This is a genomic window from Diaphorobacter nitroreducens (assembly GCF_002214645.1).
Classification (GTDB): domain Bacteria; phylum Pseudomonadota; class Gammaproteobacteria; order Burkholderiales; family Burkholderiaceae_C; genus Diaphorobacter; species Diaphorobacter nitroreducens.
In genome coordinates this window covers 2,848,793-2,874,198 of sequence record NZ_CP016278.1, presented here as the reverse complement: position 1 = coordinate 2,874,198, position 25,406 = coordinate 2,848,793, and the positions used below count along the sequence as shown (strand labels likewise).

Genomic DNA, 25,406 nt, shown 5'->3' with positions numbered 1-25,406 from the left:
CTTGTCTGTAAACGATTTCAATGCGAAAAATGCTTGAATGACTTATGTAGCAAGCGCAAGCAGCTATCAAAAATAGAGGTACTTCCATGACCCCCATCACCCCCCAGGAAGCGCTGCAGCGCACCATCGAGCACCGCGAGATCTTCCACGACGAGATGCTGCACCTCATGCGCATGATCATGAGCGGCGAACTCTCGCCCGTCATGACCGCGGCCATCACCACCGGCCTGCGCGTGAAGAAGGAAACCATCGGCGAGATCACCGCCGCCGCGCAGGTGATGCGCGAGTTTTCCCACAAGGTGCAGGTGCACGACACCAAGCACCTCGTGGACATCGTGGGCACGGGCGGCGACGGCGCCAACACCTTCAACATCTCCACCTGCGCCACCTTCGTGATCGCCGCCGCGGGCGCCAAGGTCAGCAAGCACGGTGGGCGCAGCGTCAGCAGCAAGAGCGGCAGCGCCGACGCCATGGAGGCGCTGGGCGTGCACATCAACCTGCAGCCTGCGCAGATCGCGCAGTGCATTGACGACGTGGGCATCGGCTTCATGTTCGCGCCCAACCACCACCCCGCCATGAAGAACGTGGCGCCGGTGCGCAAGGAGCTGGGCGTGCGCACCATCTTCAACATCCTGGGGCCGCTGACCAACCCGGCAGGTGCGCCCAACATCCTCATGGGCGTGTTCCACGAAGACCTGGTGGGCATCCAGGTGCGTGCGCTGCAGCGCCTGGGCGCCGAGCACGCGCTGGTGGTCTACGGCCGTGACGGGCTGGACGAGATCAGCCTGGGCGCCGGCACGCTGGTGGGCGAATTGAAAGACGGCGCGGTGCGCGAGTACGAGATCCACCCCGAGGACTTCGGCCTGCGCATGGCAGGCACGCGGGCGCTGCGCGTGGAGAACCCGACCGAATCCAAGGCCATGCTGATGGGCGTGCTGCAGGGCGACGAAGGCCCGGCGCGCGACATCGTCTGCCTGAATGCCGGTGCCGCCTTGTATGCCGCCAATGTGGCCGACTCGCTGGAAGACGGCCTGCGCCGCGCCCAGCAGGCCCTGGCCAGCGGCGCGGCCCTGGCCAAGCTGCAGCAGCTGGTCGCCTACACCCAGAAGCTCGCGGCCTGAGCGCACGGCGATGAGCCTGCTGGACGCTCCCATCTGGAACGACCCCGCGACGTGGATCGTGCTGGGCGTGTCGCTGCTGTTCATCGTCGTGGGCATCGTGATGCACCGCATCATCATGAAGGTGGTGCGCGGCCCGGCACCGCCCACGCAAGGCCACAAGGGCCCGGTACCTCCGCGCGAATGAGCGGGACGGGCGCTGGCGCCAGTGCGCGCCGTCACCATTGACGCTCCCTGCGGGGAGCAAGGAAGCAAGCATGTCCGACATCCTGAAGAAAATCTGCGACGTGAAGGTCGAGGAAGTGGCCGCCGCGCAAAAGCGCGTGTCCTTCGCCGACATGCGCCGCGACGCCGAGAGCCGCGTGCTCACGCGCGACTTCGTGGGCGCGCTGCGCGCCAAGATCGACCAGGGCCAGGCCGGCGTGATCGCCGAAATCAAGAAGGCCAGCCCCAGCAAAGGCGTGATCCGCGAGGATTTCATCCCGGCCGACATCGCGCAAAGCTACGCCGAGGGCGACGGCAAGGTCAGCGCGGCCTGCCTGTCGGTGCTGACCGACCGCCAGTTCTTTCAAGGCCAGCCCGATTACCTGAAGCAGGCACGCGCCAGTTGCCCGCTGCCGGTGCTGCGCAAGGACTTCATGATCGATCCGTACCAGATCTACGAGTCGCGCGCCATGGGCGCCGACTGTGTGCTGCTGATCGCCGCCTGCCTTGAGGATGGCCTGATGGCCGAGATGGAGCAGATCGCCCGCAGCCTGGACATGGCCGTGCTGGTGGAGGTGCACGACGGCGCCGAGCTGGAGCGCGCGCTGCGCCTGCAGACGCCGCTCGTGGGCATCAACAACCGCAACCTGCGCACCTTCGAGGTCAGCCTGCAGACCACGCTGGACCTGAAGAAGGAAGTGCCTGCCGACCGCCTGCTGGTGGCCGAGTCCGGCATCCTTGCGCCGGTGGATGTGCACACGCTGCGCGATGCCGGCGTGAATGCGTTCCTGGTGGGCGAGGCCTTCATGCGCGCGCCCGACCCGGGGCGGGCGCTGGCCCAGCTGTTCGCCTGACGGCCGCAGGCCGGGCGTCCCCCGGGGTTGGGGCGGTGGCGGCATACTGGGCCCATGAAAGTCATCGGGCCGCGTCGATGAGCCTTGTCTGAGGCGGTTACCCGGCCATTCTTATCGTGCCCGCATGGAGGAGTTGCCTTGCGCGAGAGACCGGATACGCAGGCCGAGCGTTTTCGCAGGGAGTGGTGGTTGCTGGCGGGCCTGTGGCTGGCGCTGGGGGCGCTGATCGCGGTCGTGCTGAGCCTGGAGCGGCGCGACACCGAGGAACGCGAGCGCCAGCAGGTCGCGCACCAGGTGCATATCGTCCATGAGAACCTGGAGCGCCAACTGCATGCCGTGAACCAGGCGCTGGGGGATATTGTCGCGAACCTGGCGCAGTGGCGCGCGCGCCCTGAAGGCGCCTTGCCATTCAACGAGCGACTGCGGGCCTTCAGCGACGCCATGACCGGCGTGCGCACGCTGACCGTGCTGGATGCCGAGGGTACGGTGGTCGCCTCCAGCCGCGCCGAACTGCTCGGGGAGAACTTTGCCTACCGCGATTACTTCCAGTCGGCGCGGCGACTGGCAAGCCGCGAGCAGCCCTCGCTGATCGTCAGTGCGCCCATGCGCACGGTGTTGGGTATCTGGGCCATCACGTTGTCGCGCCCGGTGGTGGCGGAAGATGGGCTGCCCGGCGGCGTGGTCGCGGCGACGCTGGACCCCGACGAGTTCAAGACCTTGCTGGATTCCGTGCGCTACGCCCCCGACGTGGAGAGCACCCTGGTGCACGGCGATGGCGTGCGCTTCCTGCGCGTGCCCGAACGGGCGGGGCTGCTGGGCGCCACGCTGGCGCAGCCCGGAACGCTCTTTCAGGCGCACCTGGACAGCGGGCGGATGGAAAGCCTCTTCGTCGGCGCGATGGAGCCGGACCCGACCGAGCGGCTGGTGGCGCTGCGCACCATCTTTCCGGCGCACCTGCACATGGACAAGCCGTTGGTTGCGGCCGTCGCGCGGGACTGGAGCCAGGTGTTCGCCGCCTGGCGCGCGCGCGCCTGGACGCTGGGTGTGGCATGGCTGCTGACGGGGGTTGCCATTGGGCTGGGCCTGGGCTTCATGCAGCGCCGGCGCCGCCAGCTGTGGCGCCGCGAGCAGGCGCTGGCTGCCCAGGAGGCCGCCTTGCAGGCCCGCTGGCAGGCGGTGCTGCACGCCACCCAGCAGGGCGTGTGGGACTGGGACATGGCCGCGGGCACGGTGTATTTCTCGCCGGTATGGAAGACCATGCTCGGCTACGCAGAAGGCGACATCGGCGACAGCCTGCAGGAATGGGAAAGCCGCGTGCATCCCGACGATCTGGCGCGCGTGCACGCCGACGTGGCGCGCCACCTGGCGGGTGAAACGGTGGTCTATGAAAACGTGCACCGCATGCGCTGCAAGGACGGCAGCTACAAATGGGTGCAGGACCGCGGCCAGGTGACCTCGCGCGACGCCAGCGGCCGACCCGCCCGCCTCATCGGCACCCACACGGACGTGACCGCGCAGCGGCAGCACCAAGAGACGCTGGACCGCCTGGCCGAGAACGTGCCCGGCGCGCTGTACCAGTACCAGCGCGAACCCGACGGGCGCAGCCACTTCCCGTACGCCAGCCCCGGCGTGCAGGACATCTACGGGCTTCCCCCGCAGGCCCTGTGCGTGGACGCCGAGCAGGTCTTCGCGCGCATCCACCCCGACGACCTGCAGGCGTTGCGCGAGAGCGTGCTGGCATCCGCGCAGACCCTGGAGCTGTGGCGCACCGAATACCGTGTGCTCGTGCCGGGCGAGCGCGAGCGCTGGGTCAGCGGCCAGGCGCGGCCCGCGCGCACGGCCTCGGGTGCCGTGCTGTGGCATGGCTATATCCATGACGTGACGCTGGCCAAGCAGCAGGCGCTGCAGCTGCAGGAGACCGAGCGCCTGCTCAGGCATCTGATGCAGGAAATGCCCATCGGGCTGTGCATGATCGATGCAGCGGGCGTGATCTACTTTCGCAACCGGCGCTTCCTGGACCTGTTCGGCTACACCGAGGCCGAGGTGCCCACGCTGGGGCAGTGGTGGCCGCGCGCCTATCCCGATCCGCACTACCGCGAACAGGTCATCGCCGCGTGGAACGCAGACCTGGCGCAGGCAGGCGCGCAGGGGGGCGAGATCGCGGACAGGGAATACCGCGTCACCGACCGCGACGGCAGGCTGCACACCATCACCATCGGCGGGCTGGCGTTTGGCGACCATTGCATGTCCACCTTCGTGGACGTGACCGAGCAGCGCGCGCAACATGAACTGCTGCGCAAGCTGGCCTTCATGGACGGGCTGACGGGCCTGGCCAATCGCCGCCAGTTGGACCGCACCCTCAAGGCCGAATGGCGGCGCTGCCGGCGCAGCGGCCAGCCCCTGTCCGTGGTGATGGTGGACATCGACCATTTCAAGCAGTTCAACGACCTGTATGGCCACCAGCAGGGCGACGATTGCCTGCGCGCCGTGGCCGCCGCGCTGCGCGGCGGCCTGGGGCGGTCGCACGACCTCGTGGCCCGCTACGGCGGCGAAGAGTTCGTCTGCCTGCTGCCCGAGTGCGACCTGGACGGCGCGCGCGCCAAGGCGCAGGCGCTGTGCCGGGCCGTGCATGCGCGGCAGATGGAACACCGCGGCTCGCCGATTGCGCCCGTGGTCACGGTGAGTGCCGGGGTGGCCTGTGTGGTGCCCGGCGCCGAAGACACCCCCGAACAGTTGCTGGCGCGCGCGGATGCAAACCTGTACCGCGCCAAGGCGGCAGGCCGCAACCGGGTGCATGATGGAATGGATTAGCTATTGTAAATATAGCTTGTAGCGCAGAATGGATAAGCCTTGGAGCATGATTTGATGCTAAATACTCCCGCCGCCACGCAACTGCAAAGTGCCGACCCTGCCGACTGGCCTGTCGCGCCGGGCTGGCAGCCGGTGGTCGACACGTTCTTTGCCAGCGCGCGCGGCCGGCAGTTGCTGGCCTTCCTGCAGGCGCGGCTGGAGGCCGGAGCCGCCATCTTCCCGCCGCAGCCGCTGCGGGCGCTGCAGCTCACCGCCCCCGAGGACACGCGCGTGGTCATCCTGGGGCAGGACCCGTACCACGGCCGTGGCCAGGCCGAGGGGCTGGCCTTTTCTGTCGCGCCGGGCGTGCGCCTGCCGCCCTCGCTGCAGAACATCTTCAAGGAAATGCAGCGCGACATGGGCGTACCCTTCCCACCGTTTCCCAACCCGGGCGGCAGCCTGGTGAAGTGGGCGCAGAACGGTGTGCTGCTGCTCAACACCTGCCTCACGGTGGAAGAGGGCCAGGCCGCGAGCCACGCGGGCAAGGGCTGGGAGCAGTTGACCGATGCCGTCATCCGCGAGGTGGCCGAAGGGCCGCGCCCCGTGGTGTTCATGCTCTGGGGCAGCCATGCGCAGTCCAAGCGTGCCTTCATCCCGCAGGACCGGGGGCACCTGGTGCTTACCTCCAACCATCCCTCGCCGTTGTCGGCGCTGCGCCCGCCCGTGCCGTTCATAGGCAACGGCCACTTCGGCCAGGCGCGGGCGTTCCGCCAGCAGCACGGGGACTGATCAGCGCCGCTCGCGCACCGTCAGCCACGCGCTCGCGGCGCCGCTGGCGGCGATCAGGCAGATGCCCAGCAGCGACCAGCGGTCCGGCATGTGGCCGTAGACCGCCCAGCCGGCCAGCATGGCAAACGCGATCTGGGTGTAGAGGAACGGCGCGATCGTGGCGGGCGCTGCGCAGGCGTAGGCCCGCAGCAGCAACAGATGGCCCAGCGCGCTCGACAGTCCCATGACCACCAGCCCCAGCCATACCCAGGCGCTGGTGATGGCGGTCCACACGAAGGGCGCCGCCAGCGTCATCAGCCCGGCGGCAATCCAGCTGGTGTAGAACTGCGTGGTGGTGGGGGCCTCCTGCCCGGCCATGCGGCTGCTCAAGATCTGATACCCCGTGCCGCAGGCCAGCATGCCCAGCGGCAGCACCAATACCCCGCTGAAGGACTGGCCACCCGGGCGCAGGATCAGCAGCACGCTGGCCAGCCCTGTGGCCACCAGCAGCCAGCGCAGTGGGCTGACCGGCTGGCGCAGCCACAACGCGGCCACGAGCGTCACGCACAGCGGCGTGGCGGCCACGATGGCGGTGAACTCCGCCAGCGGCATGGCGCGGATGCTGAAGATGCCGAACAGGCTGGTGGCCGCGAACAGCACCGCGCGCAACAGCTGATAGCGCGGGTGGTCCGTGCGCGGCGCGCGCCAGCTGCTGCGTGGCAGCACATAGGCGCTGGTGACCAGCGACTGGAACACATAGCGCAGCCACAGCGCCAGCAGCAGCGGCGTGGTGGCGCTCACCAGCTTGGTGGCGGTGTCCAGCAGCGCGAACGAGGCGCAGGCGCCCACCGTAAGCGCGATGCCGGCCAGGGCGGTGCGGGGGCTGTGCCCGGCCGGCGCGGCGCTCATGCGTGGGGCCGCTCCAGCAGCATGCAGTCGCCGTAGCTGAAGAAGCGGTAGCGCTGCGCGACCGCGTGGCGGTACAGCTGCATGATGTGCTCGTAGCCCGCAAAGGCGCTCACCAGCATCATCAGCGTGCTCTTGGGCAGGTGGAAGTTGGTGAGCAGCAGGTCGACCACCTGGAACTGGAAGCCGGGCGTAATGAAGATGCTGGTGTCGCCCGCAGCCTGGCCGCTCGCGGCCCAGGATTCCAACGTGCGCACCGTGGTCGTGCCCACGGCCACCACGCGGCCGCCGCGCTGGCGGCAGCGCTCCAGCGCCGCCAGCGTGGCCAGCGGCACCTCGTACCACTCGCTGTGCATGCGGTGCTCGGCCAGGTTCTCGGTCTTCACGGGCTGGAAGGTGCCCGCGCCTACGTGCAGCGTGACGCTGGCGCGCTCGATGCCGCGCTCGGCCAGGCGGGCCAGTACGGCATCGTCGAAGTGCAGCGCGGCCGTGGGCGCGGCCACCGCGCCGGGCGCGCGCGCGAACACGGTCTGGTAGCGCTCGCTGTCCTCGCCGGCATGGGGGTCGTTGCCGCCGGCCTGCTGGCGCTCGATGTAGGGCGGCAGCGGCAGGTGGCCGTGGCGCTCCATGAGCTCCCAGGGGCTCTCGCCCGCGGGGCCGCGCAGGGCCAGGCGAAACAGCGGGCCGTCCGCATCCGGGTAGCGGCCGAGCAGCGTGGCGTCGAACCCGCCCGCGGCCGCGCCGCCGGCCAGGTGGAGCGTGGCGCCGGGCAGCGGCTTTTTGCTGACCTTCATGTGCGCCACGACCTCGTTGCCGGTGAGCACGCGCTCGATCAACAGCTCCAGCTTGCCGCCGCTGGCCTTCTCGCCGAACACGCGGGCCTTGACCACGCGTGTGTCGTTGAACACCAGCAGGTCGCCCGGCTGCAGCAGGTCGGGCAGTTCGCGGAAGATGCGGTCGGTGGGCGGGACGGTGCGCCCGTCCAGCAGGCGCGAGCCGCTGCGCTGGGGGGCCGGGTGCTGGGCGATGAGCAGCTCGGGCAGCTCGAAGTCGAAGTCGCTCAGGGTGAAGGTGCGGGGTGCGGTGGAGGCGGAGGACATGCGGGGCTTGAGGGCCGGACGGGCCCGTTCCAAGGCAGAAAGACAAGCCCGCGATTCTCGCAAAGATGCCGCCGCCGTGCAGCGCGTTGGTGCACTTCGGGCGCTACCAGCGAGGATCGGGCAGGTCGGACCAGAGTTGCGCGAGGTCGGGGAACTGCCAGCGCGCCGGGTCCTCGCGCGCGATGATCTTGTCGCGGCAGTCGGGCTCGGACAGGTCCACCACCTCGGGGGGGATGCGCAGATCGGATCGGGTGGAGTAGAAGACCCTCACGCGCGGCGCAATCAGCTTGCCCGGCGACTGCTCGGTCACCACACCCAGGCGGCCCGAGGCGAGGCGCACCAGCGACCCCACGGGGTAGATGCCGATGCTCTTGACGAAGGCCTGGAACAGCCGGCTGTCAAAGTGGTCGCGGGTCCATTCCGCCATGCGGCGCAGCGACTCTGAGGGGTCCCAGCCGCGCTTGTAGGGCCGGTCCGACGTGATGGCGTCGTACACGTCGCAGATGGCAGTCATGCGCGCCAGCGTGCTGATCTGCTCGCCCGTGAGGCGGTGGGGGTAGCCCGTGCCGTCCATCTTCTCGTGGTGGTGCAGGCACGCGTCCAGCACGGGCTCGGGCAGGTCGGTGCCCTGCAGCAAGTCGTAGCCGGCCACGGGGTGGCTGCGCACCACGGTGAACTCGTCGTCGGTCAGCTTGCCGGGCTTGTTGAGCACTTCCAGCGGCACGGCCGCCTTGCCGATGTCGTGCAGCAGCCCGGCCAGCCCGGCCATGCGCGTGGCGCCATCGTCCATGCCGATCTGCCGGGCCAGCGCCACCATCAGCGCGGACACGGCGACCGAGTGCATGTAGGTGTACTCGTCGGCCGTCTTGAGCCGTGCCAGGCTGATGAGCGCGTCCGGGTTGCGCGTGACCGAGTCGGTGATCTCGTTGACCATTTCCTGCGCCACGGCGGTATCGATGGCGCGGCCCAGGCGTGCCTGGCCGAACATCGTGACCACGGCCTGCTTGGCCTGCGAGCAAATGGCCGCCGCGCGGCGCAGCTCCTGGTCCATGCCTGCCGGCTGGGGCGTCACGGCCGGGGCCGGCGCGGGCTGGGCAGGCAGGTCCTCCAGGTGCTGGAAGTCGCTGTCCAGCTGCGCGTCGGCTTCGGCGCGGGACACGCTGGCCGTGCCGGGCGCGATGTCCAGGCCCTTGGATGTGTCGATCCAGACCTCGTGGATCTCCGTGGCGCGGATGCGCGCCAGGTCTTGCGGGTCCTGCAGCAGAAAGCGCGAGCGCCAGAAGGGATGCTCCATCCAGGAGCCGCAGAACTCATGCAGGTACATACCCAGGGTGAGATGCTTGACTTCGATGCGCTTGAGCATGGCGGGAGACGACGAGACGGTAACGTGCGGTAACGGCGGGCATGGTAGCCTTTTTGCCGTGCCCAGACCCACACGTTCCTCCACGTCCGCCTCGTCCTCCGCGAAGCCCGCCCCCAGCCCCGCACAGCAGGCCCTCGTCAAGCTGGGGCTGGTGCGCGACATCGACCTGGCCCTGCACCTGCCCCTGCGCTACGAGGACGAGACGCGCATTACGCCGATCCGCAGCGCACGCGATGGCGACACGGTGCAGATCGAGGCCACGGTAACCGCCAGCGAGGTGCAGATGCGCCCGCGCCGGCAACTGGTGGTGACCGTGGAGGACGGCACCGGCAGCTGCGAGCTGCGCTTCTTCAGCTTCTACCCTTCGCACCAGAAGACCATGGCCGTGGGCGCGCGCCTGCGCGTGCGCGGTGAAATCAAGGGCGGCTTCTGGGGCCGACAGATGCTGCACCCGGCGTTCCGCAAGGCCGAAGGGGACTTGCCCGCGGCGCTGACCCCCGTCTATCCCACGGTGGCGCAGCTGCCTCAGGCGTACCTGCGCCGCGCCGTGGCGAGCGCCCTCACGCGCGTGGAATTGCCTGAGACGCTGCCGCCGGGGCTGGAGCCCCCCGCGGTTCCCTCGTGGGTGCGAAGCGATGGCCAAAATGGTCTCCAGCGCCCATGGAGCCTGCGCGAGGCGCTCCTGTTTTTGCATCACCCTGCGCCTGATGTGGCGCTGGCCACGCTGCAGGACCACAGCCACCCGGCGTGGCAGCGCCTGAAGGCCGAGGAACTGCTGGCGCAGCAACTGTCGCAGCTCACCGCCAAGCGCGAGCGCGCCCGCCTGCGCGCACCGGCGCTGCGCCCGCAGACGCAGGCAGGGGGCACGCCGCTGCACGAGCAATTGCTGGGCGCGTTGCCTTTCAGCCTGACGGCCGCGCAGCGCCGCGTGGGTGAGGAGATCGCGCGCGATCTGGCCCGGCCGGTGCCCATGCACCGTTTGCTGCAGGGTGATGTGGGCTCGGGCAAGACCGTGGTGGCCGCGCTGGCCGCCACGGTGTGCATGGACGCGGGCTGGCAGTGTGCGCTGATGGCGCCCACCGAGATCCTGGCCGAGCAGCACTTCGCCAAGCTCATCGGCTGGCTGCAGCCGCTGCTGGCCGAGCGCGGGCGCCAGGTGGCGTGGCTGGTGGGCGGGCAGAAGAAGAAGGAGCGCGCCGAGATGCTCGCGCGCATCGAAAGCGGCGAGGCCGCGCTGGTCGTGGGCACGCACGCCGTCATCCAGGAGCAGGTGCGTTTCAAGAACCTGGCGCTGGCGGTGATCGACGAGCAGCACCGCTTCGGCGTGGCACAACGCCTGGCGCTGCGCAAAAAGCTGCAGCACGCCGGCATGGAGCCGCACCTGCTGATGATGAGTGCCACGCCCATCCCGCGCACGCTGGCCATGAGTTACTACGCCGATCTGGACGTGTCCACCATCGACGAGCTGCCGCCCGGGCGCACGCCCATCGTCACCAAGCTGATCGCGGACAGCCGCAAGGATGAGGTGGTCGAGCGCATCGGTGCGCAGGTGGCGGCGGGCCGGCAGGTGTACTGGGTGTGCCCGCTGATCGAGGAGAGCGAGGCGCTGGACCTGTCCAACGCCACCGCCACGCACGCCGAGTTGAGCGAGGCGTTGCAGGGCGACGCGGCGCACGGGCGCGCGCCGGTGATGGTGGGCCTGCTGCACTCGCGCATGCCCGCCGCCGAGAAGAAGGCCGTGATGGACCTGTTCAAGGGCGGGCAGATGGGCGTGCTGGTGTCCACCACCGTGATCGAAGTGGGCGTGGACGTGCCCAACGCCTCGCTCATGGTCATCGAGCATGCCGAGCGCTTCGGCCTGTCGCAGCTGCACCAGTTGCGCGGGCGCGTGGGGCGCGGCGCGGCGGCTTCGGCCTGCGTGCTTCTGTACTCCACGGGCGATTCGGGCCGCCTGGGCGAGACCGCGCGCGACCGCCTGAAGGCCATGGCCGAGACCACCGACGGTTTCGAGATCGCGCGGCGCGACCTGGAGATCCGCGGGCCTGGCGAGTTCCTGGGCGCTCGCCAGTCGGGCGACGCACTGCTGCGCTTTGCCGACCTGGCCACCGATACGCTGCTGCTGGAATGGGCGCGCGAGACGGCGCCACAGATGCTGGACCGCCACCCGCTGCTGGCCGAGCGCCACATCCAGCGCTGGCTTGGCGGAAAATCGGACTATCTCAAAGCCTGATGGGCCGCCCGCGGCCGCATAGCGCGGCGGGCGTTGCACAATGGCCGATTCTGCCGGCCGGATTCGCCATGACTCTTACCGAACTCAAATACATCGTCGCCGTTGCGCGTGAAAAACACTTCGGCCGCGCCGCCGAAGCCTGCTATGTCTCGCAGCCCACGCTGTCGGTAGCGGTGAAGAAGCTCGAGGACGAGCTGGAGGTCAAGCTCTTCGAGCGCAGCGCGGGCGATGTCTCCGTCACGCCGCTGGGCGAGGAAATCGTGCGCCAGGCGCAGAGCGTGCTGGAGCAGGCCGCCGCCATCAAGGAGATCGCCAAGCGCGGCAAGGACCCGCTGGCCGGCGCCCTCACGCTGGGCGTGATCTACACCATCGGCCCCTACCTGCTGCCCGAGCTGGTGCGCCATGCCATCGCGCGCACGCCGCAGATGCCGCTGATGCTGCAGGAGAACTTCACCGTGAAGCTGCTGGAGATGCTGCGCACCGGGGAGATCGACTGCGCCATCATGGCCGAGCCGTTCCCCGACACCGGCCTGGCCATCGCGCCGCTGTATGACGAACCCTTCTTGGCGGCCGTGCCCAGCAGCCACCCGCTGGCCGAGCGCGATGCGGTCTCGGCGTCGGAACTCAAGAACGAAACCATGCTGCTGCTGGGTGCGGGCCACTGCTTTCGCGACCACGTGCTGGAGGTGTGCCCCGAGTTCGCGCGCTACGCGAGCAATGCCGAAGGCATTCGCCGCACGTTCGAAGGCTCGTCGCTGGAGACCATCAAGCACATGGTCTCTGCCGGCATGGGCGTGACGCTGGTGCCACGCCTGTCGGTGCCGCGGGATGCGCTGCACACGGGTGCACGCCGGCGCAAGAGCGACGACACGCACATCCGCTACCTGCCCATCAAGGAGAGCGACGGCAGCCCGCCGCCCATGCGCCGCGTGGTGCTGGCCTGGCGGCGCAGCTTCACGCGCTACGAGGCCATCGCCGCGCTGCGCAACGCTGTCTACGCCTGCGAGTTGCCCGGCGTCACGCGCTTGTCTTGACGTAGGGCGATGCTGCGCGGCGCGGCAGTTGGTACAGTCATGGCAGAGTCATCCCAACCACCCAGAAAGGACGCACCATGGCCAAGCCCAGCAGCAAATCCGTCAGCACCAAGAGCGGCGCACCGCGCATCAACATCGGCATCAGCGACAAGGACCGGGCCGCCATCGCGCAGGGCCTGTCGCGCCTGCTGGCCGACACCTACACGCTGTACCTCACGACCCACAACTTCCACTGGAACGTGACGGGCCCGATGTTCAACACGCTGCACACCATGTTCATGGCGCAGTACACCGAGCTGTGGAACGCCGTGGACCCGGTGGCCGAGCGCATCCGCTCGCTGGGCCATGTGGCGCCGGGCTCCTACGCGCAGTTCGGCCAGCTCACCAGCCTGCCCGACGTGCCGGCCCAGCCGCCCAAGGCGACCGAGATGATCCGCATCCTGGTGGAAGGCCATGAGGCCGTGGCCCGCACTGCGCGCGAACTGTTTCCCCTGGCCGACAAGGCCAGCGACGAGCCCACGGCCGACCTGCTGACCCAGCGCCTCACGGTGCACGAGCAGACGGCCTGGATGCTGCGCTCGCTGCTGGAGGACTGAGCGCAGCTGCGCACGCGGGCCGGGCCATGTCCGCCACCGAGACTGAGCTCAAGCTGGCGCTGCCCCCGCGCGATGCGGCGTCGCTGGCGGTGCGCCTCATGCGCGTGCCGGCGCTGGCACGCGCCACGCCGGTGCGTGAGCACCTGGTCAGCCTCTACCACGACACGCCTGCGCAGGACCTGCTGCGCCAGCGCGTCGCCCTGCGCCTGCGCCGCGAGGGGCCTGAGGGCGCGGGTGCCCGCTGGCTGCAGACCCTCAAGACCGCGGGCGACACCACGTCCGCGCTGAGCCAGCGCGGCGAGTGGGAAATGCCCGTGGCCGGCCCGGCGCTGGAGCTGCACCGGTTGGAGGGCACGCCCTGGCCCGCCATGGACCCCGATGGCGTGCTGGCCGCCGCGCTGCAACCGTGCTTTACTACCGACTTCGTGCGCACCCGCTGGCGTGTACGGGTGCGCGGCGGCGCCGTGGTGGAGGTGGCGCTGGACGTGGGCGCCGTGACCGCCACGGTGGACGGCGCGGCGCATGCCACGCCGCTGTGCGAACTGGAGCTGGAGTTGCTGCAGGGGCCCCCAGAGGCACTGCTGGCGCTGGCGCGGCGCATCGCGCGGCACGTGCCGGTGCTGCCGCTGGCCGCGAGCAAGGCCGCACGCGGCTACGCGCTGCTGCACCCGCCGGCCAGTCCGGCCGTGGAGGCCCAGCCGCCCGCGCTGAAGCGCGGCATGACGGTTGCGCAGGTCGCCGAACGCGTGCTGCAGGAGCCTTTCCACCAGTTCTGCGCCAACCTGTTTGCGCTGCAGCAGGGCAGCGACGCGCCCGAGGTGGTGCACCAGGCCCGCGTGGGCTGGCGCCGGCTGCGCAGCCTGGCGCGCCTCTTCGCCCCGGCCTGTGCCGCGCGGCCGGCCCCCGCCGCCGCAGCGCTGGCGCCGCTGCTGCAGTCCCTGGGACATTTACGCGACCTGGATGTGGCGCGCACCCAGACGCTGCCTGCGTTGGCCGCGCACTACGCGCAGGGCGGCGCGCGGCAGGCCGCCGCCTGGGCGGCAGCGCAGGCCGCGCTGGATGCCGCCGCAGACCAGGCCCGCGCGCAAACGCGCGCCGCACTCCAGCGCCCCGCCGTGGGCGCCGCGCTGCTGGCCTGGCAGGACTGGTTGCATGGCTGGGCGCTGGCCGCGCAGGGGGAGTGCGGCGTGGACGCCTGTGCCAGCGATGCCCTGGCCGGCGCGCCGGCGCGGCACTGGGTGCGCAAGCGCGTCCAGCGGCTGGTGCGGCGCCTGGGCGCGGCGCTCAAAACGGCGGGCGATGACGAAGGCCTGCACCATGCCCGCATTCTCGCCAAGCGGTTGCGCTACGGCAGCACGTCGCTGGCGCCGCTGCTGCCCCGTCGCATGGGCCGCCACCGGGGCGCGGCCGAGCAGTGGCAGGAGCGCCTGGGCGCGCAGCGCGACTGGGCGCGGGCCGCCGCTCTGGTGGCTGTCTGCGGGGGCGATGCCGCCGTGGTTGCTTTCCTGCGCGGGGCCGCGCTGGGGCGCGGCTGGGATCCCCTGCGGGACGCCGCGCGCCGTTGAACGGCAGTCTTCCGCTCACGGGCAGTGCCGTGCGACCACGCGGGCGCGCCGGCCACCATGGCGTATAAAAGCGGGCTTTGGCGCACGCTGGCGGGCACCCGTCCCCGTGTGCTGCGTCGTCCGCGGGCCTTGTGCCTTCGGTGTCCGTGTCCGCCCCGTGGCGCCCTGCGCAACCTGTCTTTGCCCTTGCCTCCATGTCCGCTGTCGCCCCGCGCTCCCGCCTGTCCCTGTACCTCGACCTGATCCGCTGGAACCGCCCCGCGGGCTGGCTGGTGCTGGTGTGGCCCACGCTGGCGGCGCTGTGGGTGGCGGCGGACGGCTTTCCCGGCTGGCACCTGCTGGCGGTTTTCGTGGCCGGCACGGTGCTCATGCGCAGTGCGGGTTGCACCATCAACGACATTGCCGACCGCGACTTCGACCGCCATGTGAAGCGCACCACGCAGCGCCCCATCACCAGCGGCCAGCTGGGCGTGAAAGAGGCCGCGCTGGTGGGCGTGGTGCTCACGCTGGTGGCTTTCGTGCTGGTGCTCACCACGCGCTGGGAGGCGGTGGCCTGGTCGGTGCCCGCGGTGCTGTTCACCATCCTGTACCCGTTCACCAAGCGGTTCTTCGCCATGCCGCAGGCGTTCCTGGGCATTGCGTTCAACTTCGGCATCGTGATCGCCTTTGCGGCCGTGCAGGGCCGGGTGCCTGCCACGGCCTGGGTGCTGTGGCTGGCCAACCTGTTCCTGGTGCTGGCCTACGACACCGAGTACGCCATGGTGGACCGCGACGACGATCTGAAGATCGGCATGAAGACCTCGGCCATCACGCTGGGGCGCTTCGACGTGGCGGCCATCATGGGCTTCTTCGTGCTGTGCCTGGGGCTCACGGCGTGGGTGCTCGCGCCCTACGGCCTGGGCTGGCCGCTGTGGCTGGGGCTGGGCGTGGCGGCGGCGCAGGTGGCATGGCACTTCACGCTGATCAAGGACCGCACGCGCGAGGGGTGCTTTACCGCCTTCAGCAAGAGCCACTGGATCGGCGCGGCGATCTTTGCCGGCGTGGCGCTAGGGTATTTGCTGCGCTAGTGATAGCTGCCAGCGCTTGACTGTCAAGCGCTGGCAGCTATTTTTGACGCTTGAATCAGGCGCCGAACTCGGCCGCCAGTTCCTTGGCACGGGCCTCTGCCGCGCGCATGGCGGCGATGAAGTGCGCGGGCACCTGTGCAGCCTGCAGGTGCGTGATGGCGGCGTGCGTGGTGCCGCCCTTGCTGGTCACGCGCTGGCGCAGCACCTCGGCGCTCTCGGGCGAGCGCGCGGCCAGCTCCGATGCGCCCTGGAACGTGGCCACGGCCAGCTGGTAGGCCTGCGCGGGGGGCAGGCCCATGTCCACGCCGGCCTGGGTCATGGCTTCGAGGAACAGAAACACATAGGCCGGGCCGGAGCCCGACAGCGCGGTGACCGCGTCGAGCTGCTCCTCGGCCTCCACCCAGACGAACTGGCCGGTGGTGGCGATCACGCGTTCCACCAGCGCCTTGCCCTGCGGGTCCACTTGCGGGCGGGCGAACAGGCCGGTAATGCCCTTGCCCACCAGCGCGGGGGTGTTGGGCATGGCGCGCACGATGTGCTGCGTGTCCAGCCAGCGCGCGATGCTGTCGGTGGGAATGCCGGCGGCCACGCTCAGGTGCAGGGCGGTAGCGGTGTGGGCGCGGGTGGCGGCGGCGGCTTCCTTGAAGGTCTGGGGCTTGACGGCCCAGACGACCAGCGCGGCGCGCGCGAGCGCATCGCCAGCCGCGGGCTGCGCGGTGATGCCGAACTTCTCCCGCAGCGCAGCGCGCGCGGGCTCGAAGGGTTCGACCACCTCGATCTGGCCGGCCGGCAGGCCGCGCTGCAGCAGGCCGCCGATGATGGCGCTGGCCATGTTGCCGCCGCCGATGAAGGCAATGGGGGGAAGGGGGGATGCGCTGGCTGTCATGGGATTGGGCGGGGAAGCGATGAGGTCAGGCGGCATTGTGCGCCGTCCAGCATCATTCAGAGTGATTCAAAAACAGGAGCTGCTCGCGCTTGCTACGCGGGAGGTTCAGAGTGTTTTATATCTGAAAATGGGTTGCAGCAAGCGCCAGCAGCTATGGTTTTTACGTCAACCGGGTAGCACGGCCTGCGCGACGGCGTGCTCCCAACGCGCCATCAACGCCTCGGCCTGGCTGCGCGGCAGGGTGGGGGTGAAGCGCCGCTCGGCTTGCCACAGGGCAGACAGCTCGTCGGTGCTGGCATACACGCCGCTCGCCAGGCCCGCCAGGTAGGCGGCGCCCAGGGCGGTGGTCTCCACCACGGCGGGGCGCACCACGGGAATGCCCAGCAGGTCGGCCTGGAACTGCATCAGCAGGTCGTTCACGCAGGCGCCGCCGTCCACGCGCAGCTCGCTCACCGGGGCGCCGCCTGCGGCCACGGCGTCGCGGCTCATGGCGGCCAGCAGCGCGGCACTCTGGTAGGCAATGGATTCGAGCGCGGCGCGCGCGATGTGCGCGATGGTGGTGCCGCGCGTGAGGCCGGTAATGGTGCCGCGCGCATCGGGCTTCCAGTAGGGCGCGCCCAGCCCGGTGAAGGCGGGCACCATCATCACGCCGCCCGAGTCGGGCACGCTTTCGGCCAGCGCCTGCACCTCGGAGCTGGCCGAGATGGCGCGCAGCCCGTCGCGCAGCCACTGCACCACGGCGCCGCCCACGAACACGCTGCCTTCCATGGCGTACTCGGGCGATCGGCCTGCCTGCGCTGCGCTGGTGGTGAGCAGGCCGTTCTCGCTTTTCTGAAAGCGGCTGCCGGTGTGCATGAGCATGAAACAGCCCGTGCCGTAGGTGTTCTTGGCCATGCCGGCGGTGAAGCACGCCTGGCCGAAGAGCGCGCTTTGCTGGTCGCCCGCCACGCCGCCAATGGCGATCGGGCCGCCCAGCAGCGCCGCGTCGGTGGCGCCGAAGTCGCTGGCCGATGGCAGCACTTCGGGCATCAGCGCGCGCGGGATGCGCAAAAGCTGCAGCAGCTCATCGTCCCACTGGTTGGTGTGCACGTTGAACAGCATGGTGCGGCTGGCGTTGCTCACGTCGGTGACATGGCGCTTGCCGCCGGTGAGCTGCCAGATGAGCCAGCTGTCCACGGTGCCGAAGGCCAGCTCGCCGGCCTCGGCCGCGTCGCGCGCGCCGGGCACGTGGTCCAGCAGCCATTGCAGCTTGGTGCCGGAGAAGTAGGCGTCGATCAGCAGGCCCGTCTTGGCCTGGATGGCGGCGGCATGGCCCTGTTCGCGCAGTTGCGCGCAGGCGGGCTCGGCGCGCCGGTCCTGCCAGACGATGGCGTGGTGCACGGGCTCGCCGGTGCGGCGGTTCCACAGCACGGTGGTCTCGCGCTGGTTGGTGATGCCCAGGGCGCGCACGTCCTGCGCGGTGATGCGCGCCTCGCGCAGCGCGTCCTGCGCGGTGGCGAGCTGCGTGCGCCAGATCTCGCGCGGGTCATGTTCCACCCAGCCGGGGCGGGGATAGATCTGCGGCAGCTCGCGCTGCGCCTGGGCCACGATGCGGCCACGTTCGTCGAACACGATGCTGCGGGAGCTGGAGGTGCCTTGGTCGAGTGCGAGCAGGTAGGTCATGGGCGGAGCGTAACGTGTTGGGGCGCTGTTCAGTCGCCGGGAGGGCCACTCATGCGGCAGCTACGGTGCATTGCACGCCGGCCTCGTGCAGCAGGGCCGGGAAGGGCTCGGGCGGCGGCGCGTCGGTGAACAGCCGGTCGATCTGCGCGAGCTGCGCCAGTTGCACCATGGCCGGACGGTTGAACTTGGTGTGGTCGGCGGCCAGCCAGACCTCGCGCGCGTGTTCGATGATGGTCTGCGCGACCTTGACCTCGCGCATGTCGTAGTCGCGCAGCGAGCCGTCGGGCTCGATGCCGGAGATGCCGATGAGCGCGATGTCCACGCGGAACTGGCGGATGAAGTCCACCGCCGCCTCGCCCACGATGGCGCGGTCGCGCTTGCGCACCACGCCCCCGGCCACGATCACCTCGCAGTCGGGGTTGGCGCACAGGATGGCGGCCACGTTCAGGTTGTTGGTCAGCACGCGCAGGCCCTTGTGGTGCAGCAGCGCCTTGGCAATGGCTTCGGTGGTGGTGCCGATGTTCAGGATCAGCGAGCAGTTGTCGGGCACCTGCGCGGCCACGGCGCGCGCGATGCGCGCCTTGCCCGTGGAGTTCAGCGCCTCGCGCTGGGTATAGGCCAGGTTCTCCACGGTGGAGCTGGGCATGCGTACCCCGCCATGAAAGCGGCTGACCAGGCCCAGTTCGGCCAGGCGCTGTACGTCGCGGCGCACGGTCTGCAGCGTCACGCCCAGGATGTCGGCCAACTGCTCCACGCTCAGCGACTTGCGCAGGCGTACTTCATCGAGCAACTGGAGTTGGCGGGGGTTGGTGTTCACGGGCGGCGCTGGGGCGGGCATGTCAGTGGGGCGGGATGCACTTTAAAACGAACAAAAAGGAATCGAACAAGGGTAAACCTTGATTCGTTTCGATCACAAAAGAACAAAAATGAATGAATACGAAGATTTTGTCGGGAGTGGCAGGCGTGCGGACGCCTGGCACCCCGCTGCCACAGGGGAGGCGAGGAGCGCGCATGGAGCTGATTTTGGACGGCATCACCAAGCGGGTCGGCCCGCAGGTGTGGCTGCATGGCATGGGCCTGCGGCTGCACAGCGACGCCGTGACCGTGCTGCTGGGGGCCACGCAGGCGGGCAAGACCAGCCTGATGCGCATCATGGCCGGGCTGGACCGGCCCACCCAGGGCCGCGTGCGTGTGGACGGCGTGGACGTCACCGGCGTGCCCGTGCGTGAGCGCAACGTGGCCATGGTGTACCAGCAGTTCATCAACTACCCGTCGCTCACGGTGGCGGACAACATCGCCTCGCCGCTCAAGCTGCGCGGCGACAAGAACGTGGCCGCGCGCGTGCGCGAACTGGCCGAGCGGCTGCACATCACGCCTTTCCTCGATCGGCTGCCTTCCGAGCTGTCGGGCGGGCAGCAGCAGCGCGTGGCGCTGGCGCGCGCACTGGCCAAGGGCGCCCCGCTGATGCTGCTGGACGAGCCCCTGGTCAACCTGGACTACAAGCTGCGCGAGGAGTTGCGCGAGGAACTGTCGCAGCTGTTCGCCGCCGGTGGCTCCACCGTGGTCTACGCCACCACCGAACCGGGCGAGGCGCTGCTGCTGGGCGGCTACACCGCTGTGCTGCACGAGGGCGAGCTGCTGCAGTACGGCCCTACGGCCGAGGTGTTCCACGCGCCGCGCTCGCTGCGCGTGGCACGCGCCTTCAGCGATCCGCCCATGAACCTGCTGCCCGCGCAGCCCGTGCCCGGCGGCGTGCAGCTGGCGGGCGGCAGCGTGCTGGCCCTGCGCCAGCCGCTGCAGGCCCCTGCGGGCGGCACGCTCACGGTGGGCCTGCGCGCCAGTGCCCTGCGGCTGGCCCAGCGCGCGGGCGACGTGGCGGTGCAGGGCGTGGTGGAGCTGGCGGAGATCTCCGGCTCCGACACTTTCGTGCACGCCGCCACGCCCTGGGGCGCGCTGGTGGCGCAGGTCACGGGCGTGCACTATCTGGAACTGGGCAGCGCCGTCACGCTGTACCTCGATCCGGCGCAGGCCTATGTGTTCGGCGCCGATGGCGCGCTGGCCCTGGCGCCCGTACGCGCCTCGGAACGCGCGCAGGGAGGGCACTGACATGGCGCGCATCGAGCTCAACCTGGCGCATTCCTACAAACACCGCCCGCAGCAGGACAGCGACTACGCGCTGCTGCCGCTGGACATGGTCTTCGACGACGGCGGCGCCTACGCGCTGCTGGGCCCCTCGGGCTGCGGCAAGACCACCATGCTGAACATCATGTCCGGCCTGCTCGTGCCCTCGCAGGGGCAGGTGCGGTTTGACGGCCGCGACGTCACGCGCGCGAGCCCGCAGGAGCGCAACATCGCCCAGGTGTTCCAGTTCCCGGTGATCTACGACACCATGACGGTGGCCGAGAACCTGGCCTTCCCGCTGAAGAACCGCAAGGTGCCCGAGGCGCACATCCGCCAGCGCGTGGGGAAAATCGCCGAGATGCTGGAGATGAGCGGCCAGCTCGACCAGCGCGCGGCCGGCCTGTCGGCCGACGCCAAGCAGAAGATCTCGCTGGGCCGCGGCCTGGTGCGCGAGGACGTCGCGGCCGTGCTGTTCGACGAGCCGCTCACGGTGATCGACCCGCACCTCAAGTGGCAGCTGCGCCGCAAGCTCAAGCAGATCCACCATGAGCTCAAGCTCACGCTGATCTACGTGACGCACGACCAGGTGGAGGCACTCACCTTCGCCGACCAGGTGGTGGTGATGACGCGCGGGCGCGTGGTGCAGATGGGCACGCCGGGCGATCTGTTCGAGCGCCCGCAGCACGCCTTCGTGGGCCACTTCATCGGCTCGCCGGGCATGAACTTCCTGCCCGCGCAGGTGCAGGGCGGCGAGATCACCGTGGCCGCGCAGCGCTGGGCCCTGCCGCGTGCGCTGCCGGAGGGCACTGTGCAACTGGGCGTGCGCCCCGAATACCTGGCCCTGGCCGACGCGCATGCGCCCGGTGCGTTGCGCTGCACCGTGGCGCGCGTGCAGGACGTGGGCACGCACCAGATGCTCACGGCCACCGTGGAGGGTCAGTCCCTCAAGGCCCGCTTCGCGCCCGAGCAGGCGCTGCCCGCGCCGGATGAGGCGGTCTGGCTGCAGGTGCTGGGCGAGCACACCTGCTTCTACAAGAACGAGGAGCTGCTGCCATGAATGGCTACCCCCTGAGCCGCTGCGCGGCTTCCCCCTGGAAGGGGGACGGCGCCCTTTGCTGCGGAGCGGCCCTTGCTGGGCGCACCGCCGTCTGCGCCGCACCAGTGGTGCGCGTCGCAGGCAATGCCCACTCCCTGGAGCACTGCCATGAGTAGTACGACCAAACCCGTGAACCAGAAGGCCTGGTTCCTGGTGCTGCCGGTGATTCTGTGCGTGGCCTTCTCGGCCATCCTGCCCTTGATGACGGTGGTGAACTACTCGGTGCAAGACATCATCAGCCCCGAGCGCCGCGTGTTCGTGGGCACGGAATGGTTCGCCGCCGTGCTGCGCGACGAGGAACTGCACGGCGCGCTCGTGCGCCAGCTCACGTTCTCGCTGGCGGTGCTGCTGGTGGAAATTCCACTGGGCATCCTGCTGGCGCTCAGCATGCCCGCGCAGGGCTGGAAGTCGTCGGCGGTGCTGGTCATCGTGGCGCTGTCGCTCTTGATCCCGTGGAACGTGGTGGGCACCATCTGGCAGATCTTTGGCCGCTCGGACATCGGCCTGCTGGGCGCGGCGTTCGAGGCCATCGGCTTCGACTACAGCTACACCGGCAACGCCACCCACGCCTGGCTCACCGTGCTGGCCATGGACGTGTGGCACTGGACTCCGCTGGTGGCGCTCCTGTGCTTCGCGGGGCTGCGCAGCATTCCCGACGCGTACTACCAGGCCGCGCGCATCGACGGCGCGAGCAAGTTCGCCGTGTTCCGCTACATCCAGCTGCCCAAGATGCGCGGCGTGCTGATGATCGCCGTGCTGCTGCGCTTCATGGACAGCTTCATGATCTACACCGAGCCCTTCGTGCTCACCGGCGGCGGGCCGGGCAACGCGACCACCTTCCTCAGCCAGTACCTCACGCAAAAGGCCGTGGGCCAGTTCGACCTGGGGCCGGCGGCGGCGTTCTCGCTGATCTACTTCCTCATCATCCTGCTGCTGTGCTTCATCCTCTACAACTGGATGCAGCGCGTGGGCACCACGCCGAAGGAGGGTGCCGGCCATGAATGAGCCCCGCTTCCAGAAACGCACGCTGTTCCTGATCGCCTACCTGGTGTTCGCCGTGCTGCCCATTTACTGGATGGTCAACATGAGCTTCAAGACCAACGAGGAGATCCTGTCCAGCTTCTCGCTGTGGCCCCAGCACTTCACCTGGGCCAACTACCAGACCATCTTTACCGACGAGAGCTGGTACTCGGGCTACATCAACAGCCTGATCTACGTGGCCATCAACACGGTGATCTCGCTCACCGTGGCGCTGCCCGCGGCCTATGCGTTCAGCCGCTACCAGTTCCTGGGCGACAAGCACGTGTTCTTCTGGCTGTTGACCAACCGCATGACGCCGCCGGCCGTGTTCCTGCTGCCATTCTTCCAGCTCTACACCACCGTGGGGCTGATGGACACGCACATCGCCGTGGCGCTGGCGCACCTGCTGTTCAACGTGCCGCTGGCGGTGTGGATCCTGGAAGGCTTCATGAGCGGCATCCCGCGCGAGATCGACGAGACGGCGTACATCGATGGCTACAGCTTTCCGCGCTTTTTCCTCACCATCTTCCTGCCGCTGATCAAGGCGGGCGTGGGCGTGGCAGCGTTCTTCTGCTTCATGTTTTCGTGGGTGGAATTGCTCTTGGCACGCACGCTCACCAGCGTGAATGCCAAGCCCATCGTGGCCACCATGACGCGCACCGTGAGCGCCAGCGGCATGGACTGGGCGACGCTGGCCGCTGCCGGGGTGCTGACCATCGTGCCCGGCGCCATCGTGATCTGGTTCGTGCGCCACTACATCGCGAAGGGGTTCGCGATGGGCCGTGTTTGAGGAGGGCGGGCAATGTTCGACTGGATGGCCTGGACCACCCCGGTGGCGGTGTTCTTCACCTGCATCGTGCTCATGCTGATCGGCATGACGGTGTGGGAAATCCAATCCCCCACGGTGGAGCGCAAGGGCTTCCTGCCCATGACCACCACGCGCGGCGACCGGCTGTTCATCGGCCTGCTCACCGCCGCGTACATCAACCTGGCCTGGGTGGGCCTGGGCGAGAAGATGGCGCAGTGGTTCTCGCTGGAGGCCGAGCCCTCGGTGTGGATCAGCTTCGTGCTGTCCATGCTGGTGCTGGCGCTGGTGCTGCGTAAAGGGTAGTCAAAAAAGATAGCTGCTTACGCTTGATTTACGGGGATTTGAGATAGAAAACTATCTAAAACCCAATAACAACAAGCGCCAGTAGCTCACATTTTTATAAAAGGGGCCAGCCGACTCTCCCCCGGCACCGGCGCCCATCCAACCCCCGGGGAGCGTTCTTGTGAGGAGACAGCAATGAAGATGCAGTTCAAGGCGATCGCGTTCGCCGCCGCGGCGCTGGCGCTGGGGCAGGCAGCCTGGGCCGGCGAGGCCGAGGCCAAGAAGTGGATCGACAGCGAGTTCCAGCCCTCCACGCTGAGCAAAGACCAGCAGATGGCCGAGATGAAGTGGTTCATCGACGCGGCCAAGAAGCTGCAGGCCAAGGGCGTGAAGGAGATCGCGGTGGTCTCCGAGACCATCACCACGCACGAGTACGAATCCAAGACCCTGGCCAAGGCGTTCAGCGAGATCACGGGCATCCAGGTCAAGCACGACCTGATCCAGGAAGGCGACGTGGTCGAGAAGCTGCAGACCTCCATGCAGTCGGGCAAGTCCATCTATGACGGCTGGATCAGCGACTCCGACCTCATCGGCACCCACTACCGCTACGGCAAGATCCTGAACCTGTCCGACTACATGGCCGGCCCGGGCAAGGATTACACCAACCCCGGCCTGGACCTGCAGGACTTCATCGGCACCAAGTTCACCACCGCCCCGGACGGCAAGCTGTACCAGCTGCCCGACCAGCAGTTCGCCAACCTGTACTGGTTCCGCGCCGACCTGTTCGACCGCAAGGACTTGAAGGACAAGTTCAAGGCCAAGTACGGCTACGACCTGGGCGTGCCGCTGAACTGGAGCGCCTATGAGGACATCGCCGAGTTCTTCACCAACGATGTGAAGAACATCGACGGCAAGCCCATCTACGGCCACATGGACTACGGCAAGAAGGACCCGTCGCTGGGCTGGCGCTTCACCGACGCCTGGCTGTCCATGGCCGGCAGCGCCGACATCGGCACGCCCAACGGCCTGCCCATCGACGAATGGGGCATCCGCGTGGCCGACGACAAGTGCACCCCGGTGGGCGCCAGCGTGGCCCGTGGCGGCGCCACCAACTCTCCGGCCGCCGTCTATGCGCTCACCAAGTACGTGGACTGGATGAAGAAGTACGCGCCCAAGGAAGCCATGGGCATGACCTTCGGCGAGGCCGGCCCCGTGCCCGCCCAGGGCCAGATCGCGCAGCAGATCTTCTGGTACACCGCCTTCACCGCCGACATGACCAAACCCGGCCTGCCCGTGGTCAACGCCGACGGCACGCCCAAGTGGCGCATGGCCCCCGGTCCCAACGGCCCGTACTGGAAGCAGGGCATGCAAAACGGCTACCAGGACGTGGGCAGCTGGACCTTCTTCAAGGACCACAACCCCGACCGCCTGGCCGCCGCGTGGCTCTACGCCCAGTTCGTGACGGCCAAGAGCACGTCGCTGAAGAAGACCGTCGTCGGCCTGACGCCGATCCGCGAGTCCGACATCCGCTCCAAGGCCATGACCGACATGGCGCCCAAGCTGGGCGGCCTGGTCGAGTTCTACCGCAGCCCGGCGCGCGTGGCCTGGTCTCCCACCGGCACCAACGTGCCCGACTACCCCAAGCTGGCGCAGCTGTGGTGGAAGAACGTGGCCCAGGCCGTCACGGGCGAGAAGACCCCGCAGGCAGCCATGGACACACTGGCCGACGAGATGGACCAGGTGATGGCCCGCCTGCAGCGCGCCGGCATGGAGCGCTGCGCGCCCAAGCTGAATCCCAAGGGTGACCCGGCCAAGTGGCTGAGCGATAAGCACGCGCCCTGGAAGAAGCTCGCCAATGAGAAGCCCAAGGGCGAAACCATCAACTACAACACCCTGCTGCAGGCCTGGAAGGACGGCAAGGTGCGTTGATGCCGCA

22 protein-coding genes are annotated in these 25,406 nt (G+C 69.0%); 16 read left to right on the top strand and 6 right to left on the bottom strand.

Going from position 1 to position 25,406, the window contains the following annotated elements; all coding sequences use genetic code 11:
• Positions 1-86: 86 nt before the first annotated feature.
• From trpD to BA022_RS13420, 5 genes are all read left to right on the top strand, one after another.
• On the top strand, positions 87-1,121 hold the full coding sequence (gene trpD, locus BA022_RS13435) for an anthranilate phosphoribosyltransferase (RefSeq protein WP_088887794.1): 1,035 nt from the start codon (positions 87-89) through the stop codon (positions 1,119-1,121).
• A 10-nt stretch (positions 1,122-1,131) separates the two neighbouring features.
• The gene (locus tag BA022_RS19335; RefSeq protein WP_172205614.1) at positions 1,132-1,305 is read left to right on the top strand and encodes a hypothetical protein; all 174 of its coding nucleotides are present in this window, start codon (positions 1,132-1,134) and stop codon (positions 1,303-1,305) included.
• 70 nt (positions 1,306-1,375) lie between these two features.
• Positions 1,376-2,176 (top strand): indole-3-glycerol phosphate synthase TrpC, encoded by an 801-nt coding sequence (gene trpC, locus BA022_RS13430; protein WP_088887793.1) that lies wholly within the window; start codon positions 1,376-1,378, stop codon positions 2,174-2,176.
• Positions 2,177-2,314: 138 nt separating this feature from the next.
• Positions 2,315-4,987 carry a diguanylate cyclase gene (locus tag BA022_RS13425; RefSeq protein ID WP_088887792.1) on the top strand — a complete coding sequence of 891 codons (2,673 nt, stop codon included), beginning with the start codon at positions 2,315-2,317 and terminating at the stop codon, positions 4,985-4,987.
• Between the two features lie 54 nt (positions 4,988-5,041).
• Positions 5,042-5,755: a uracil-DNA glycosylase gene (locus tag BA022_RS13420; RefSeq protein WP_088887791.1), complete on the top strand. Its 714-nt coding sequence runs from the start codon at positions 5,042-5,044 to the stop codon at positions 5,753-5,755.
• Here the strand turns inward: BA022_RS13420 and BA022_RS13415 are convergent, their stop codons facing one another.
• From BA022_RS13415 to BA022_RS13405, 3 genes are all read right to left on the bottom strand, one after another.
• Positions 5,756-6,643, bottom strand: coding sequence for a DMT family transporter (locus BA022_RS13415; RefSeq protein ID WP_088887790.1), 888 nt, complete (start codon positions 6,641-6,643; stop codon positions 5,756-5,758).
• Entirely contained in the window at positions 6,640-7,740 is a 1,101-nt protein-coding gene (queA, locus tag BA022_RS13410; protein WP_088887789.1) for a tRNA preQ1(34) S-adenosylmethionine ribosyltransferase-isomerase QueA, read from the bottom strand. The genes BA022_RS13415 and queA overlap by 4 nt, the downstream gene beginning before the upstream one ends.
• Before the next feature lie 103 nt (positions 7,741-7,843).
• Entirely contained in the window at positions 7,844-9,103 is a 1,260-nt protein-coding gene (locus tag BA022_RS13405) for an HD-GYP domain-containing protein (RefSeq protein ID WP_088887788.1), read from the bottom strand.
• Between the two features lie 58 nt (positions 9,104-9,161).
• Between BA022_RS13405 and recG the strand changes: the two genes are divergently transcribed.
• From recG to ubiA, 5 genes are all read left to right on the top strand, one after another.
• Entirely contained in the window at positions 9,162-11,333 is a 2,172-nt protein-coding gene (gene recG, locus BA022_RS13400) for an ATP-dependent DNA helicase RecG (RefSeq protein WP_088887787.1), read from the top strand.
• 68 nt (positions 11,334-11,401) lie between these two features.
• Positions 11,402-12,367 (top strand): LysR substrate-binding domain-containing protein, encoded by a 966-nt coding sequence (locus BA022_RS13395; protein WP_012655431.1) that lies wholly within the window; start codon positions 11,402-11,404, stop codon positions 12,365-12,367.
• Positions 12,368-12,444: 77 nt separating this feature from the next.
• Positions 12,445-12,963: a Dps family protein gene (locus tag BA022_RS13390; RefSeq protein ID WP_011803840.1), complete on the top strand. Its 519-nt coding sequence runs from the start codon at positions 12,445-12,447 to the stop codon at positions 12,961-12,963.
• Between the two features lie 26 nt (positions 12,964-12,989).
• The gene (locus BA022_RS13385) at positions 12,990-14,528 is read left to right on the top strand and encodes a CYTH and CHAD domain-containing protein (protein WP_088887786.1); all 1,539 of its coding nucleotides are present in this window, start codon (positions 12,990-12,992) and stop codon (positions 14,526-14,528) included.
• A gap of 194 nt (positions 14,529-14,722) precedes the next feature.
• Positions 14,723-15,595 carry a 4-hydroxybenzoate octaprenyltransferase gene (gene ubiA / locus BA022_RS13380; RefSeq protein WP_047350289.1) on the top strand — a complete coding sequence of 291 codons (873 nt, stop codon included), beginning with the start codon at positions 14,723-14,725 and terminating at the stop codon, positions 15,593-15,595.
• Between the two features lie 55 nt (positions 15,596-15,650).
• Here ubiA and proC read toward each other — a convergent pair whose 3' ends face one another.
• The 3 genes from proC to BA022_RS13365 form a co-directional block, all read right to left on the bottom strand.
• Entirely contained in the window at positions 15,651-16,481 is an 831-nt protein-coding gene (proC, locus tag BA022_RS13375) for a pyrroline-5-carboxylate reductase (protein WP_041836159.1), read from the bottom strand.
• A gap of 165 nt (positions 16,482-16,646) precedes the next feature.
• Positions 16,647-18,143: a glycerol kinase GlpK gene (glpK, locus tag BA022_RS13370; RefSeq protein WP_088887784.1), complete on the bottom strand. Its 1,497-nt coding sequence runs from the start codon at positions 18,141-18,143 to the stop codon at positions 16,647-16,649.
• Between the two features lie 49 nt (positions 18,144-18,192).
• Positions 18,193-18,960 carry a DeoR/GlpR family DNA-binding transcription regulator gene (locus BA022_RS13365; RefSeq protein WP_041838933.1) on the bottom strand — a complete coding sequence of 256 codons (768 nt, stop codon included), beginning with the start codon at positions 18,958-18,960 and terminating at the stop codon, positions 18,193-18,195.
• A gap of 194 nt (positions 18,961-19,154) precedes the next feature.
• Here BA022_RS13365 and BA022_RS13360 point away from each other — a divergent pair, with 194 nt between their 5' ends.
• From BA022_RS13360 to BA022_RS13335, 6 genes are all read left to right on the top strand, one after another.
• On the top strand, positions 19,155-20,249 hold the full coding sequence (locus tag BA022_RS13360; RefSeq protein WP_088887783.1) for an ABC transporter ATP-binding protein: 1,095 nt from the start codon (positions 19,155-19,157) through the stop codon (positions 20,247-20,249).
• 1 nt (position 20,250) lies between these two features.
• Entirely contained in the window at positions 20,251-21,321 is a 1,071-nt protein-coding gene (locus BA022_RS13355) for an ABC transporter ATP-binding protein (RefSeq protein WP_088888620.1), read from the top strand.
• Between the two features lie 147 nt (positions 21,322-21,468).
• Complete coding sequence (locus BA022_RS13350; RefSeq protein ID WP_012655439.1) at positions 21,469-22,365, top strand: carbohydrate ABC transporter permease; 897 nt, start codon at positions 21,469-21,471, stop codon at positions 22,363-22,365.
• Positions 22,358-23,170 (top strand): carbohydrate ABC transporter permease, encoded by an 813-nt coding sequence (locus BA022_RS13345; protein ID WP_012655440.1) that lies wholly within the window; start codon positions 22,358-22,360, stop codon positions 23,168-23,170. The genes BA022_RS13350 and BA022_RS13345 overlap by 8 nt, the downstream gene beginning before the upstream one ends.
• 12 nt (positions 23,171-23,182) lie before the next feature.
• Positions 23,183-23,491, top strand: a complete 309-nt coding sequence (locus BA022_RS13340) for a DUF2160 domain-containing protein (RefSeq protein ID WP_011803850.1) — start codon at positions 23,183-23,185, stop codon at positions 23,489-23,491.
• A gap of 174 nt (positions 23,492-23,665) precedes the next feature.
• Positions 23,666-25,399, top strand: coding sequence for an ABC transporter substrate-binding protein (locus BA022_RS13335; RefSeq protein WP_088887782.1), 1,734 nt, complete (start codon positions 23,666-23,668; stop codon positions 25,397-25,399).
• Positions 25,400-25,406 lie beyond the last annotated feature (7 nt).

What these genes read in the sequence shown, in the direction of transcription:
- BA022_RS19335 (WP_172205614.1), top strand. Translation starts at nt 1,132, where the DNA reads ATGAGCCTGCTGGACGCTCCCATCTGGAACGACCCCGCGACGTGGATC.
- trpC (WP_088887793.1), top strand. Translation starts at nt 1,376, where the DNA reads ATGTCCGACATCCTGAAGAAAATCTGCGACGTGAAGGTCGAGGAAGTG.
- BA022_RS13390 (WP_011803840.1), top strand. Translation starts at nt 12,445, where the DNA reads ATGGCCAAGCCCAGCAGCAAATCCGTCAGCACCAAGAGCGGCGCACCG.
- BA022_RS13395 (WP_012655431.1), top strand. Translation starts at nt 11,402, where the DNA reads ATGACTCTTACCGAACTCAAATACATCGTCGCCGTTGCGCGTGAAAAA.
- BA022_RS13335 (WP_088887782.1), top strand. Translation starts at nt 23,666, where the DNA reads ATGAAGATGCAGTTCAAGGCGATCGCGTTCGCCGCCGCGGCGCTGGCG.
- ubiA (WP_047350289.1), top strand. Translation starts at nt 14,723, where the DNA reads ATGTCCGCTGTCGCCCCGCGCTCCCGCCTGTCCCTGTACCTCGACCTG.
- BA022_RS13355 (WP_088888620.1), top strand. Translation starts at nt 20,251, where the DNA reads ATGGCGCGCATCGAGCTCAACCTGGCGCATTCCTACAAACACCGCCCG.
- BA022_RS13420 (WP_088887791.1), top strand. Translation starts at nt 5,042, where the DNA reads ATGCTAAATACTCCCGCCGCCACGCAACTGCAAAGTGCCGACCCTGCC.
- trpD (WP_088887794.1), top strand. Translation starts at nt 87, where the DNA reads ATGACCCCCATCACCCCCCAGGAAGCGCTGCAGCGCACCATCGAGCAC.
- BA022_RS13350 (WP_012655439.1), top strand. Translation starts at nt 21,469, where the DNA reads ATGAGTAGTACGACCAAACCCGTGAACCAGAAGGCCTGGTTCCTGGTG.
- BA022_RS13360 (WP_088887783.1), top strand. Translation starts at nt 19,155, where the DNA reads ATGGAGCTGATTTTGGACGGCATCACCAAGCGGGTCGGCCCGCAGGTG.
- glpK (WP_088887784.1), bottom strand. Translation starts at nt 18,143, where the DNA reads ATGACCTACCTGCTCGCACTCGACCAAGGCACCTCCAGCTCCCGCAGC.
- BA022_RS13405 (WP_088887788.1), bottom strand. Translation starts at nt 9,103, where the DNA reads ATGCTCAAGCGCATCGAAGTCAAGCATCTCACCCTGGGTATGTACCTG.
- BA022_RS13345 (WP_012655440.1), top strand. Translation starts at nt 22,358, where the DNA reads ATGAATGAGCCCCGCTTCCAGAAACGCACGCTGTTCCTGATCGCCTAC.
- proC (WP_041836159.1), bottom strand. Translation starts at nt 16,481, where the DNA reads ATGACAGCCAGCGCATCCCCCCTTCCCCCCATTGCCTTCATCGGCGGC.
- queA (WP_088887789.1), bottom strand. Translation starts at nt 7,740, where the DNA reads ATGTCCTCCGCCTCCACCGCACCCCGCACCTTCACCCTGAGCGACTTC.
- BA022_RS13385 (WP_088887786.1), top strand. Translation starts at nt 12,990, where the DNA reads ATGTCCGCCACCGAGACTGAGCTCAAGCTGGCGCTGCCCCCGCGCGAT.
- BA022_RS13340 (WP_011803850.1), top strand. Translation starts at nt 23,183, where the DNA reads ATGTTCGACTGGATGGCCTGGACCACCCCGGTGGCGGTGTTCTTCACC.
- BA022_RS13415 (WP_088887790.1), bottom strand. Translation starts at nt 6,643, where the DNA reads ATGAGCGCCGCGCCGGCCGGGCACAGCCCCCGCACCGCCCTGGCCGGC.